Consider the following 14,365-nt stretch of genomic DNA (forward strand, 5'->3'; position numbering starts at 1 on the left):
ATAGAGTTATCTATAGATAAAATAGAAGAGCAAGAAAAATATATAGAGTCTATTCACATGATGAATGAAGGCCTATTTAATAGGACTGGAAATAGAAAGTCATACTTCTGCACTACCTTTGGGTGTCAGATGAATGAGCATGACTCTGAAATGCTAATAAATATGCTAGAGGCAATGGGCTATGTACAGGCCCTGTCAGAGGACCAGGCAGACCTAGTTATATATAATACATGTGCTGTAAGAGAAAATGCTGAATTAAAGGTATATGGTAATCTAGGCCATCTTAAGAGTATAAAAAGAAAGAGACCCGACATGAAGATTGTTGTATGCGGTTGTATGATGCAGCAGGAACATGTTGTTGAAGAAATTAAGAACAGGTATAGACATGTGGACCTAATCTTTGGTACACACAATCTTTACAAGTTCCCTGAATTGCTAGAGTCTACTTTCAACAGAGATAAGCTTATAGTCGATGTATGGGATGTAGATGGGGAGGTAGTTGAAGGTCTTAAGAGCAATAGAAAATTTGATATTAAGGCCTTTGTAAACATTATGTATGGATGTAACAACTTTTGTACATACTGTATAGTACCTTATACTAGGGGAAGGGAAAGAAGTAGGAAGCCAAGTGATATAATTGCTGAGATAGAGTCACTTGTAAAAAATGGAACCAAGGAAGTGACTCTTTTAGGACAGAATGTGAACTCATACGGTAAGACGCTAGAAGAAGATCAAAGGATTAGTTTTGCCCAGCTCCTAAGACAAGTAAATAAGATAGAAGGACTTGAAAGGATTAGGTTTATGACATCCCACCCAAAGGATATATCTGATGATGTAATCTGTGCTATGAGGGATTGTGATAAGGTATGTGAGTTCCTACACCTACCATTTCAGGCTGGAAGTAGCAGTCTATTAAAGAAGATGAATAGGCACTATACTAAGGAAGATTACTTGGATATTATAGAAAAGGCCAAAAGAGAAATACCAGACCTAGCCTTTTCAACTGATATAATGATAGGATTTCCAGGCGAAACAGACCAGGATGTTGAAGATACAATAGATATATGTGAACAGGTAAGGTATGACTCCGCCTTTACCTTTATATACTCAAAGAGGAGGGGGACACCTGCAGCTAAAATGCTAGATCAAATACCTGAAGATGTCAAGCATGAAAGATTTGAGAGGGTGCTTGAAGTAGTAAATAGGATTTCTGGAGAAAAGAATGCGGAATATATGGGTAAGACTCTAGAGGTACTTGTAGAGGGTACTAGCAAGAAAAATGAAGCAGTTTTAACGGGTAAGTCAAGACATAATAAGACTGTAAACTTCACGGGTGGAGACAAGTCTATGATTGGTAAATTGGTCCAGGTCAAGATAACAGATCCTAAATCATTCTCGCTAAATGGAGAATTAGTAAAGTATATATTATAAACTTAAATAATCATATCGTATAAAAAGGGGGATTCTATGAAGAGTAAAGGAATGGTGATTACCATCTTGGCCGGCCTTATTTTGGTTGGTTGCCAGTCCCAGGTGACTACGGACAACAGGATGAAGGATTCATCTCTGAGGGAAAATGCATTAGAATATGATGCCTATAGGAAAAATGTGGTTGATTCAGAATACACATGGTATAGCAAGTATATAAATCAGTATCTTGTAGACATAAAGGAGGAATCATATAAGGTTAATCCTAATGATATCAAATCCTTAATCGGAGAACTAGATTCAAAAATTGATGAAATTAAGAAACTTGATACGGATAAGATAAAGGCTGCTATAGACAGAGAGTCAGATGCTGTATCAAAAAATGATAAGGATGATACTAATTACAAGGCAGAAATAAAAAAGGTTAAGGCAAATATAGGCAAGAACAAGGAGTCTATGCTTGAGATATTAGGAATGATTAGGTCAGGTCTAGAACTAGGTCAGGATGGACAATTCGACCAGGATGACCTCAAAAAAATATCAGAAATACAGTCATCTTTGCTAAAGATATATGATGAAAATTTAAAATCATATTAGACTTATTAGAAAGTAACTTTATTTTTTTATCATTATAATATAGAATATAGTTATAGACATTTTAAAAAAGAAGCGGGGGTTATTATATGTCGTTTGAAAGAGAGAGTTCAAACTTTATAAGAAACATAGTTATAGACGATTTAGAAAGTGGTAAGCATAAAAGCATTATTACAAGGTTTCCACCAGAACCAAATGGTTACCTGCATATAGGTCATGCAAAAAGTATATGCCTAAACTTTGGTTTAGCAAAGGAGTTCGAGGGTAGGGTAAACCTAAGGTTTGATGATACAAACCCAGTTAAGGAAGATGTGGAGTATGTTGAATCTATAAAAGAAGATGTGAAGTGGCTAGGTTTTGAATGGGATGAGCTACATTTTGCATCAGACTATTTTGAAGAAATGCATAAGAGGGCAATCCTATTGATAAACAAGGGCTTGGCCTACGTTGATGACTTAACTGCCGACCAGATAAGAGAGTATAGAGGGACACTTACTGAACCTGGTAAGGAAAGCCCATATAGAAATAGGTCTGTGGAGGAAAATCTCGACTTATTCAAGAGAATGACGGCCGGAGAATTTAAGGACGGAGAAAAGGTACTAAGGGCCAAGATAGATATGGCTTCACCAAATATTAACTTTAGAGACCCAGTAATTTACAGGATATCTCATAATGCACACCATAATACTGGTGACAAATGGTGTGTATATCCAATGTATGCGTACGCCCACCCACTAGAAGATGCAATAGAGCACATTACACATTCAATCTGTACACTTGAATTTGAAGACCAGAGACCTTTCTATGATTGGGTAGTAAGAGAGTGTGAAATGGAGGCAGTTCCAAGACAGATAGAATTTGCAAGACTTAATCTTACAAATACAGTTATGTCTAAGCGTAAGTTAAAGCAACTAGTTGATAATAGTGTTGCAGACGGATGGGATGATCCAAGAATACCAACCATTTCAGGTTTGAGGAGAAGGGGCTATACACCAGAGTCTATTAGGAACTTCTGTAGAGAAATTGGTATATCAAAGGCTGACTCTACTGTTGATAGCAGGATGCTGGACTACTTCTTAAGAGAGGACCTGCAGCCTAAGGCGCCTTTGGCAATGGCCGTTTTAAATCCACTAAAGGTAGTAATAACTAACTATCCAGAAGGTGAGTCAGAACTGATTGAGATAGAAAATAATGCTAAAAATGAAGAAATGGGCAAGAGACTTGTAAGTTTCTCTAGAGAGCTATATGTTGAAAGAGATGACTTTATGGAAGTGCCAGTTAAAAAGTATTTTAGGTTATTCCCAGGAAATGAAGTTAGGCTTAAGGGTGGTTACTTTGTTAAATGTAATGATGTGGTTAAGGATGCTGATGGAAATGTAGTAGAAATCCACTGTACATATGACCCGGAAACTAAGAGTGGCTCTGGCTTTGAAGGGAGAAAGGTTAAGGCCACTATACATTGGGTTGATGCCAACAATTCATATCCAGCTGAGTTTAGATTGTTTGAACCCTTGATTTTAGACGATGATCCAGCTAATGAAGGCAAGCACTTCTTGGAACAAATAAATCCGAGCTCGCTAGAAATCAAGCAAGGATTTGTTGAGAAGACTGCTATTGAAGGTGCAAAGAAGAATGATAAGTTCCAGTTTATCAGAAACGGATTCTACTGTGTAGATTCTAAGTACTCAAGTGATGATAAGTTAGTATTTAACAGAATAGTACCTTTAAAGAGTTCCTTCAAATTATAGGAAGTATATGAGTTTGTAAATCTCAGACAATGATAAAAGGGAGTATGTGTATTGATTGCATACTCCCTTATTTTTTTAAAAATTTCTACACGACTTAGACCCATATTAGAGAAATAAATATAGCCAAGATTAAATTCTAATTTATGCTAGTCTTTATTTTGGTTTTACGCTATAGTCTATTTCATATAAATTGTAATTCTTAATAACAGATATTAGCTTATCAGCATATATTTTTTCACCCATGGCGTTGGTAGTTGTAGCATAACCAGCATCTTCAAGTGCCTGGGCCTGGCCCCTATAGGTATTAGTTTCAAATAGACCTGACTTTAGATACCTTTTGTTTTTCATCAAAAAGTTGCTCCTGTCTGTTACACTATCAGCCCAGGACTTATACTTTCTGAAGTAGGCATTTACATGGCTATTATAGTATTCTTTAGTGTTAAATAGGACCTTATCACCATGCCATGATGCATCTGCCTTGATACCATACAGGTTGTTGGCCTCCCTTGTTAGTTTAGAACGACCCCAATTAGACTCGAGTATGGCTTGAGCAATTGTTACTGAAGGGAGAAGTCCAGTCTTTCTGTATTCAACTATAGAAATTTCCCTTAGACTATCTATGAACTCCTGGTTGGTCCTATTATTTTCAGTCATAGTCTGAATTTCTATATTGTCAAAATAGCTGAACAAGTTTGCAAAGGTATAGGCAAATATTATAAGTATTAGGAGTATAAAAACTCGCAAAAATCTCCTTGGCCTTTTAGACTTCTTTTTGGAACCATGGCTGACATTCTTTTGCCTATATTTATTTGACGTAGACTTGCCGCTTTTACCAGTATTTTGTAACTTTTTCTTTCTAACCCTACTATCTAAACTTGCTATAAAAACCACCTCCTATACTTGCTTTTAATTAAGTATAAAGTAGACATAAAAAATTCTTTTCTGAAGTTATATTTGAATAATAAATCACTAAGCTTAATTTAGGTTAAGCTTTATCAGATGTCAATTCATTATAACAAAAAAACTGTGGATGTCCACAGTCTCTTTGTTAAGTATAGCTATAAGCGGAGTTCTGTATTTGATGATCATCTTTCTAGGCCTATTGTCACCAATAGGCTCGAGCGGCCTACCTACCGGGAGATGCGAGCAACATCTCTTATTCCTATCTTGGCCTTGCACCAGGTGGGGTTTACATAGCCATATAGTCACCTATATGCTGGTGAGCTCTTACCTCGCCTTTCCATCCTTACCCTATTAAGGGCGGTTTATTTCTGTTGCACTATCCTTAAGATCGCTCTCACTAGGCGTTACCTAGCACCCTGCTCTATGGAGCTCCGACTTTCCTCACGTATTTCTACCTGCGATCACCTGCTATACTTGTCAACAATTATACCAAAAAGACTAGTCCAATGCAAATATTATTAACTTATTTTAAATAGTTTGAAACTAATAATAGAAAATATGCTATAATAGTAGTAATGAACTGAAATTTAGTAATAATAAAACTAATAAGGAGTGAATACATTGAATAATAGCAGAGAATTGATTAGGTTAGCTGTTCTTGAAGTTAATGAAAAATACATTGAAGACAAGTATGCTATGAACACTAACTTAAATGAAACGCTTAAAAATAAATTTGAAAAAGTAGATGAAAACGAAGAAAAGTATATAGAGCTTTTAAGATACAATATAATATATTACAAGTCGATAATTAAAAAGCTAGAGTATATATTGGAGATGTGGATACAGAATGACCTTATACAGGGTCACCAGTCTGTGGAAAAGAGTATTGAAAATATCAAGGCTTCTTCAAGACAATATGTAAATAAGGCTATGAAGAACGGCAATAAACACCTTAATGACAAGGATAGGAAGATATTTTTGTCTTATGACAAGAATTCAGGTGTAAAGAAGATAGAAAAAATAGAAAATGACTATAAAATCCTAAATATTTACAAGGATGTTCTTGGAATGGTTATAACTGTAATATCAGGAAATGTAGATAAGTATAAGGATATACTTGATATGAGTACTGAAGAAGTTAAAATAGACTTGATGAATGAAATATTCACGATGATAAATGAAATACTTTTTAGTCAAGAGCCTCCAATAGAGGAATTTACTGATGAAGCCCTAGTAGAGGATGATGACATATCAGAAGAATATGAGCTAGCAGATGAAGATAAGTGCATAAGCTTTAGTAAGTATGTATCAATGATTAGTACACCTGAAATATCAGTTAAGATTAATGATATATTTAGGGACGCTGTACTAGCTGAAGATATTGAAGAAGATGATGCGTACGGTTTCTCTGAAGTATCGAGAGACTATGTATCATGTGTAGCCCTTCTTATGGACTATATTTCTGATGAAAACAAGCAGTACTTTGTCAATGCCTTTAGGATGATGGTTATAGGGCTTTTAGATGAAAATGAATTTAAGGAAGTTATTGAAAGGCTCGTAAGGAACAAGACTTTCCTAAATAAGTCTAGGTGGATAGGCTGCCAAAAACTGGTTAAGTCAGATTTCAATATAGAAAACAATAATTTTTTTGGTAGAAGTGTAGTTGATACTAGTTATGATAAGATTGATTTTGCCCAGAAGATGGAACTTTTAGATACTGGCATGGATGTTCCGATAGGGGAAAGGGTAGAGAATATAGTCGATGGAATAGATTACTATGGTAAAGAAGACCAGGGTGGTTTTATATCATCACTAAAGGACAACCTATTTAAGAAAAAGAATAGGGAAGACTATGATCTTGCTTCTGATGAGTACTATGATGATGAATTTGAAGAATATAATTATGATGAAATTAACGATGAAGAAGACTACTACGAAAAAGATAGTATATCAGACAGATTCAAAAACTTCTTTTCAAAAAAGCGCAGGGATGATGAGTATTCAAATCTTGATGAAGATGAATATAATGATATTGATCCCAACCTATTTAACGGAGACAAGTCTATTCAGGATGAAAATGCCCTAGCCATAATTATGATGAGGGAAAAGAATAGACGCAAGGAAGATAATGACAGCAAGAGAGAATATGATGAGCTAATCGATGAAAGACACATAGCTGAAGAAATTGTAAATCCAGGTATCAAGTCGCTAGCTGGCAAGGCAGATATTGTATTTGAAGAAGGCGACTGTGTATATCCTAAGAAGGAAGATGCTAGGCAAGAAGCAGGTCATATTCATTATGGAGACCTAGGTAAGCTTGATGAGCACGTAAAGCATGACGCCTTATCTAAAAGTCAAGAGGATTTAGCTGGAGAACATAACCATGTAAGTATTAAATCATCTGGTGAAAGAGAATCCCAGGATGATCAAGCAAATGACCTTGAAGAACTAGAAAAAATGATGTCTATGAATGATCAGGATGAAGAAAAAATAGAAACAGAAAATTCATCGGAACATGATTTTGTTAATGAACTAGAGGATGAGGAATGCGATGAGTTTGATGATTTCCAAGAGGGACCTGGACTTGTAGAAAAGCTCAAAGATACTAAGTTATATTCTAAATTTGCTGAGTTTAAAGACGCAAGAACAGATAAAAAGTCAAGTGAAGATATAGATGATAGCGATAAGGGAGGGTTTATGGAAGCCCTACCTAAGGCTAAGATGGCCAGAGATGGAATAATTATTGTAGCTATAATAGCAGTCCTATTCGCATCATATATTTTCTTTATAAAGCAGTTCACAATGCCTTCTGTTGAAGAAACTAATAATACAACGAAGAACCTAAAGGTGGAAAAAAAGGTTGATAGCAAGACTACTAGTGACAAAGATGGTCCTAAGTCTACTGCTGAAATAACACAAAAGACTGAGGCAGAAAAAGTTAGGGATGAAAATGAAGCCAAGGCTAGTGAATTAGATAGACAGGCGGAACAGTATAAAAATGGTAAGGGTACTTACTATACTGTATTCGTAGGTGCTACTAAGGACAAGGATGGTGCTGAATCAGTTGCTAATAATTTTGCTAATAGGGGTGTAGAGGCCCAGGTTGTTAGGAATGCAGGCTACTATATGCTTAAGGTAGGAGAGTTCTTTAATTATAACGATGCTTATGCTAAATCAAAGTCAATATCTGCCAAGGGTATACAGAATTATATAGCTAGTCAGAACAAGTACTATGACTTGAAGATAAGTGCCTATAAGACTAGGATACCTAACCTATCTAAGGACCAGTTAAAAACTGACTATAATGATTTGAGGAACCAGATATCTTCAACAGGTAAGAATGCATCATATGTTACTAATTTAGACGAAATATACGAACAAGCGCTTAAGGACAAATAAGGGGGTCACAGGTTTTGTTAAAGGATAGTGAAAGAGTTGTATTTAAAATAAAATCTGGATATAGCTTAAACGGTTTAGTTGACTTCAGCCTTGAGGACAAGTATTTGCAATTTACTAACCTTGGAAACATTTATGTTTCCAAGGTTGATTCTTTACAAGGGGAAAATGAGGATTACATATTCTATGACTTGTCTGCTGAAGGTCAAAAGCTATATACAGAAATAGACGGTGATAGTGTGAGCGTAATTGCTGACTCAATTCCTTTTGTAAGAGTAAAGGACGGAGAATCACACAGGGTTTACCCATCCTTGATAATGGTCTTAGACCTGTTTGAGTTGGTAAAAATAGGACAGAATTCTAAAAAGTTTATCTTTGATATTCAGGGTGGAAGCCTAATTATGAATGCTGATGGAGACATACACACAGGTATATTAGAATACGAGGACAGCCGAATAGTATTTGTAAGTAGTGGCAAGAGGTTTGAATTTAGTCTTTATGATCTTGAATCATATACAAATACAGATAATATATTAAATATAAAGGGGTATTTTTATATAGATTTTCAATCGAGGGTCTACAGGGATATTATCTTTATTGGGAAGATTAATAGGGCAAGTATACCTAAAAATATCGATGAAATAGTTAAGAATAATTCTAAAATAGGAAGATTGCCTGACCAGGACCCTATTGTTTTTTGTAAGCTATCAGGTAGGCTTAGGTCTAACGAATACCTAAACAAGAATATGTTTTTGATTAGACACGAGGACCTTTATGTCCTATATGAAAAAAAGGACAAAAAGGAACTGGTATGTAAGGAAAAAAGCTTATTTACTAGCTACTATATAGGTGATGACAATTATATAGTATACGATGGACAGGATGTATTTACTCTTTATATTGATCCAGAGTCGGCGAAAAGGGTTGGTTTTGATTCCCTAAAGGCTATAGATAACAAATCTATAGGCTTTACGAAGGAGTTTAGGCCCTTCTTCATTGAAATAGATGATGACTATATTTCAATAATGAAATCAGAGGACAAGTGTATTTTGGATATCGAGAAAAGCACAATATCAAATATTTCGGTAAATGAAGATCTATTTGAAAGCGAAGACTTTGTTGGAGTTGAGATAAAGTTTAAGGACAAGCTTGTTATTATGAATTTGAAGAGGGAGATAATAACAGAGCTATCTGCAAATATATTCTCTGAATACCAAAAATCCCTGCTAGAAACTACTGATCTTGACGAAGTCTATGATAACTGGATTAAATCGGTATCAGATATGGTAATCTTTAACTTTTTTGGTCATATTTATCATATGAATAGTAAGTATTCATATATGCTGAATGAAAATATTGACCTAGCTGATAAGGTTGATTTCATAAACTTCTTATATAGTGATCTACAGGACCAACTTAGCAATATAGACCTTATAACTGTCCACATGTCAGATATACTAGAAAGAAGTGAGGAAAGATACTTCTCATCTCTAGGTTTAGATTGTGACTTGACTGATATAACAAGACTACAGAGACATTTCTTCGATCTTAGAAATGATATTAAAATGGATATAAATGGGATTATAAGTCTTATAGACAAGATGTCCTATATGATCCTACCTGAAGATATGAGAAAGTCAAGTATTAGGATGTTAAAGGAAGCTCAAATTTATCAGATAGACTTGCATGCAGATATGGCCTATCAGAAGCTTGAGCATATAATATATAATCTTTTACCGCATTATGTAGGGAAAACTGTAAAGACTGTTTTTGAAACATATTACAGTTTTTATCCAAACTACAGACAACTTGATGAGGAGAGCTTAAAAATGGAACTGATGGAGAGGATTAAATCTACTCATATCTTTAGACAGTTCAATATTAATAGGGAGTCAAAGGTCTTAAGGAAGGATATTATTGATGATCTATACTCTCTGATGAAGTTTGGTAGTATGAAGATAGACAGTGAATACTACTTCACAGGTGGCTATAGATAGGGGGGCTTATGTTAATAGATGAGATAATGGCCAAGGAATTTAGGTTATGTAATTTCGTTGCGAGAGAAAAAAGTGTTAAGTATAAGGAAATAGATTTAGATGACTTGCTAGTAGCCGACACGAATATAGATAGGGATAATGTTATTGAAATAGTAGACCCAGAAGTTTCTAGCAAGCTTATATAGGAGGTGGGAAGATGAAAAATATTTTATTAGCTGGTGGAGCCGGTTATATTGGAAGTCACACCGCTGTTGAGTTGTTAAAGTCAGGATATGGAGTCGTAATTGTTGACAACCTATCAAATAGCTACAAGACTGTAATAGACAGGATAGAAAGCTTATCTTTAAAGAGGGTCAAGTTTTATGAACTTGATACTAGGTCATCTGACTTAGAGACAGTTTTTCAAGAAAATAATATAGATGTCGTTGTTGATTTTGCTGCCTATAAGGCGGTTGGTGACTCTGTTGCTAATCCATTAAAGTATTATGACAACAACCTTCTTTCACTAATAAATATGATGACTATAATGTCAAAATACAATGTGCAAAACTTTGTTTTCAGTTCATCAGCAACAGTATATGGAGACTTAGAAATTGAAGACCTACCAGCAAGGGAGGACTACAAACTATCAACTACAAATCCGTATGGTACCACAAAGCTGATGGGAGAGCAAATTATAAAAGATGCATGGCAGGCTAATAGGAAGCTTAATGCTATCATTCTTAGATATTTCAACCCAATAGGTGCCCATGAATCGGGAATGATTGGTGAAGATTGTGGTGGAATACCGGCTAATATTATGCCTTATTTAACCAAGGTTGCGATTGGAGAATTGCCACATATAAATGTATTTGGAAATGATTATAGGACAAAGGATGGTACAGGTGTAAGAGACTATATACACGTCGTTGATTTGGCTAGGGGTCATGTGAAGGCTATAGAAAAGCTACTAGATGATAAAATAGGCCTGGAATATTACAACTTGGGAACGGGTCATGGTTATAGTGTAATGGAACTAATAGAATCTTTTTCTAAGGCCTGTGGTAAAGTTATACCATATAAGATAGGGCCGAGAAGAGATGGAGATATAGACATGTCATATGCTGATTCATCAAAGGCTGAAAGAGAACTAGGATGGAAGGCAGAATTTGATATAGATAGAATGTGTCAGGATTCTTGGAGATGGCAAAAAAATAATCCTAGGGGTTATGAAGAATAATACAGTACTTACTTAGGAATCAAAGTTTAAGTATAAATACCTAGGAATATACGAAACAAAGAGGTGTAGAATGTTAAAAAGATTAATGCTATTTTGTTTAGCTTCTATAATTGCTGTAGGATTGGTTGCATGCAATAAAAGTCAGAATACAAAAAAAGATACATTAGACATGACGGATAATAAGGCAGAAATAACAATTTATATAGACAAGGGTACTAAGGTCGATCCAAAATATTTGAATAGTGGTAATGTTGCCATAAACTACCTACCAAATATAAATGGAGACTTTAATCAGGAGTATGTCAAGAGAATAGTCAACGCAGTGGACAAAAATGTTAAAGTCCTTGTAATAGCTACCAATAAAAGTGGCTTAGAGCCAGTTTTTAAGAGTGTGAAGACAAAACTGCCTGGTGTAGTTACAGTAGCCAATGGTATAGGCGAATTATCTTCTGTTGATAAATATCTAGTTGCTAAAGATAAAAATATAGACATTGGACTTGTAGTGTCAGACTATTTGGGTAGGGAATCACTAATAACAGCTAAGGAAATGTCAGCAAAAAGCTTTATTTATCTAGTGTCAAAAGAAAATATATCTAAAAGAGAATATGTGGAGGATATAAATAAGGCCAGACTGGCTGCTCTAAAATATCAGATTGATTTTACTGTAGAGGAGGTTGGCGATAATCTTGATGACCTGCAGAAAAAGCTTGATGCTATGAATGAAGCGACTAGGTCTACTACTGCCATATATTCAGCAGATAGGTTATATTCAGACTTCTGTCTTGATAATCTGATTAAGAATAAGTTTATCTTGCCAAATATCAACTCTTTAAATGATGGTGACCTTTTGGCTAAGAAACTAGATATTAAGACCATGGAAAAGTTTAAGTCTAGGGAGGATTTTGACAAGGCCGTTTCAAAGGTGCTTGCCAGTAGGGGACTAAGTAATAAGCTAGCAGGTATATCAGAATCAAGAAATGCTGTGACTTCTGAAATAGTAATAGAAGTGGCTAATTATATGTACGAGAAGAATTTCAATCTAGAAGAGTGCTATACAAATATTTCACTATTGAATAGGGCAAATACTAACTTGAATCTTGGTTTGAACTTTGATAGCTTTGGGATTGCCTATGGATATTTTAGGGAGCTGAGCTTCCTAAGTAGAATTTATTAAGGAGGCGTCTATGAAAAATATATTCAAAAAGATATGCCTATTTGCGGGACTTACAATAGTACTTGCCTCTCTCACAGCCTGCTCGGGTGATGACAACAAGGTTAAAAAAGAAATTCTTGATTCGAACTCTGATAAGGATACTAGCATAGCTATACTTACAGATAGCAAGAAGGATGATTTTGCTAGTTATGATATGGCCCAGTCAATAAAAGAGCAGTATGACGTTAAGTTTAAAAATGAATTGACTAAGGCGAAAGTTATTAATTATAGTCTTCCTGACAAGGACTCATCCTCATACAAAAAAGACAAAAGCTATATACTGGATAAGATAAGGAATAATAAGGATATTAAGGCTATTCTTGTTTCGACTTCAGATCCAAACATAATATCAGAAATGAATGAGCTGAAAAAGTCTAGGAAGGACTTAGTTCTATTGTCGGCCGACCAGAAGTCTAATGAAAGTGGGGAAAATTCTACAAGAGATCTTGTAAGCACATTTGACATGAACTTTAAGACTGATATGTCAGACAGGACAGATAGAATAGCTGAACTAGCTAAAACTATGGGAGCTGAGAGAACTGTGGTTATTATTGATGGGGACAATCTTTCACCATATGTAAAGTCAAATATAGATGGTTTAGAAAAAGAGACAAGATCATATGGAATGGAATATGAAGAAATTAAGATACCTAAGCTTGATGATAGTCAAAAGAAGGCCTATGTATCAAACCTTATATATGAAATTGCAAAAAAATATGGTGACAAGGTTAACTATTACTCAACTAATAAATTGATAGATGAGGTTTTAATTAGTAGGATTATGGAAAATAAGTACTATGTTTCAGAGTTATCTGAACCAAACAGGTTAACTTATATCCTAAATAAGTTTGGTATAAAGTACATTCATAGACAGAGGTGTGAATATGCCTACCTAAACTCCCAGGTTTCTACTTATCTTTCTAGGATTAATAATTCTAGTAATAGGATAGGCTCTGCTAGTGCAGACCCTAAAAATCATACCCTAAGGATAGCCTTGGAGCTTGCAGTTAATATCACTGGTAAGGACACGGATATAAAAAAATGCTATAACCCGTATTTCCTAGAGAAGATTTCTACCTTTAGGACAAATATTAATGCGGGCTTTGTTAATCTAGGAAAAGGAATGAATAACTACAAGCTTGTTTATCCGGACCAGTATGTTTATTAATTGATATGCATTGAGATTGACAAAAAGGGCAATTAATAAGTATAATGGAGTTATTGATTCAAGGGAGGTAGTGAAATGGTAATGATAATACCTAAAAATTATAAATGTGAGCTAGGTGTTTTAGAAACACAAAAGGCCATAAAGAATTTAAAAGATTTTTTTCAGTCAGAACTAAGTAAGGAGTTAAGTCTTTTAAGAGTGTCTTCTCCACTATTTGTTCTTCCTGAAACTGGTACTAACGACAACTTAAGTGGTGTAGAAACACCTGTAAGCTTTACAGTACCATTTATGAATAAGAAGGCGGAAATAGTCCAGTCCTTGGCCAAGTGGAAGAGGGTGGCTATAAAGAGGTATAATATACCTATGTATGAGGGTATATATGCTGATATGAACGCTATAAGAAAGGATGAAGAGCTGGACAACCTACATTCTTTATATGTTGACCAGTGGGACTGGGAATATCAAATTAAAAAAGAAGATAGGACTTATGACAAGCTAGTTTGGATTGTTGAAAAGATATATGAAGTTTTTAAGAGAGCTGATAAGTATGTAATGTCTATGTACCCTCAGTTTACACCATTACTTCCTGACAAGATTACATTTATATCTAGTCAGGAATTAGAAAATGAATGGCCTAATCTTAGTCCAAAGGAAAGAGAGAGGGCTATAGTAAAGAGGCATAAGGCAGTATTCCTAGTA

Annotated in this window: 10 protein-coding genes, 1 other RNA gene and 1 pseudogene; 10 read left to right on the forward strand and 2 right to left on the reverse strand. The window is 35.0% G+C overall.

Translation table 11 applies throughout. The annotated features are described in order from the left end of the window. The 3 genes from miaB (at position 1) to ACW6OJ_RS04490 (ending at position 3,770) form a co-directional block, all read left to right on the forward strand. Positions 1 to 1,431: a tRNA (N6-isopentenyl adenosine(37)-C2)-methylthiotransferase MiaB gene (gene miaB / locus ACW6OJ_RS04480; RefSeq protein ID WP_456095877.1), complete on the forward strand. Its 1,431-nt coding sequence runs from the start codon at positions 1 to 3 to the stop codon at positions 1,429 to 1,431. A 36-nt stretch (positions 1,432 to 1,467) separates the two neighbouring features. Next, positions 1,468 to 2,025 carry a hypothetical protein gene (locus ACW6OJ_RS04485; RefSeq protein WP_456095878.1) on the forward strand — a complete coding sequence of 186 codons (558 nt, stop codon included), beginning with the start codon at positions 1,468 to 1,470 and terminating at the stop codon, positions 2,023 to 2,025. A gap of 86 nt (positions 2,026 to 2,111) precedes the next feature. Next, positions 2,112 to 3,770, forward strand: a complete 1,659-nt coding sequence (locus ACW6OJ_RS04490) for a glutamine--tRNA ligase/YqeY domain fusion protein (RefSeq protein WP_456095879.1) — start codon at positions 2,112 to 2,114, stop codon at positions 3,768 to 3,770. Between the two features lie 153 nt (positions 3,771 to 3,923). Here ACW6OJ_RS04490 and ACW6OJ_RS04495 read toward each other — a convergent pair whose 3' ends face one another. Next, positions 3,924 to 4,661: a glycoside hydrolase family 73 protein gene (locus ACW6OJ_RS04495; protein ID WP_455105294.1), complete on the reverse strand. Its 738-nt coding sequence runs from the start codon at positions 4,659 to 4,661 to the stop codon at positions 3,924 to 3,926. Between the two features lie 154 nt (positions 4,662 to 4,815). After that, positions 4,816 to 5,150: RNase P RNA component class A (rnpB, locus tag ACW6OJ_RS04500), an RNA gene on the reverse strand. 135 nt (positions 5,151 to 5,285) lie between these two features. On the opposite strand from rnpB, the gene ACW6OJ_RS04505 reads away from it, so the two are divergent. The 7 genes and pseudogenes from ACW6OJ_RS04505 to ACW6OJ_RS04535 all read left to right on the forward strand — a co-directional run. Further along, positions 5,286 to 8,072 (forward strand): SPOR domain-containing protein, encoded by a 2,787-nt coding sequence (locus ACW6OJ_RS04505; protein ID WP_456095880.1) that lies wholly within the window; start codon positions 5,286 to 5,288, stop codon positions 8,070 to 8,072. Positions 8,073 to 8,086: 14 nt separating this feature from the next. Next, positions 8,087 to 10,066 (forward strand): hypothetical protein, encoded by a 1,980-nt coding sequence (locus ACW6OJ_RS04510; protein WP_456095881.1) that lies wholly within the window; start codon positions 8,087 to 8,089, stop codon positions 10,064 to 10,066. Between the two features lie 8 nt (positions 10,067 to 10,074). After that, complete coding sequence (locus ACW6OJ_RS04515; RefSeq protein ID WP_293427181.1) at positions 10,075 to 10,251, forward strand: hypothetical protein; 177 nt, start codon at positions 10,075 to 10,077, stop codon at positions 10,249 to 10,251. Positions 10,252 to 10,262: 11 nt separating this feature from the next. Then, positions 10,263 to 11,285, forward strand: a complete 1,023-nt coding sequence (gene galE / locus ACW6OJ_RS04520; RefSeq protein ID WP_456095882.1) for a UDP-glucose 4-epimerase GalE — start codon at positions 10,263 to 10,265, stop codon at positions 11,283 to 11,285. A gap of 70 nt (positions 11,286 to 11,355) precedes the next feature. Then, positions 11,356 to 12,459, forward strand: coding sequence for a DUF3798 domain-containing protein (locus tag ACW6OJ_RS04525; RefSeq protein ID WP_304194614.1), 1,104 nt, complete (start codon positions 11,356 to 11,358; stop codon positions 12,457 to 12,459). Positions 12,460 to 12,469: 10 nt separating this feature from the next. Next, positions 12,470 to 13,666, forward strand: coding sequence for a DUF3798 domain-containing protein (locus ACW6OJ_RS04530; RefSeq protein WP_456095883.1), 1,197 nt, complete (start codon positions 12,470 to 12,472; stop codon positions 13,664 to 13,666). 75 nt (positions 13,667 to 13,741) lie between these two features. Further along, a pseudogene (locus ACW6OJ_RS04535) lies at positions 13,742 to 14,365 on the forward strand (aspartate--ammonia ligase); the annotation flags it as partial.

It is taken from the genome of Peptostreptococcus sp., from assembly GCF_977045075.1.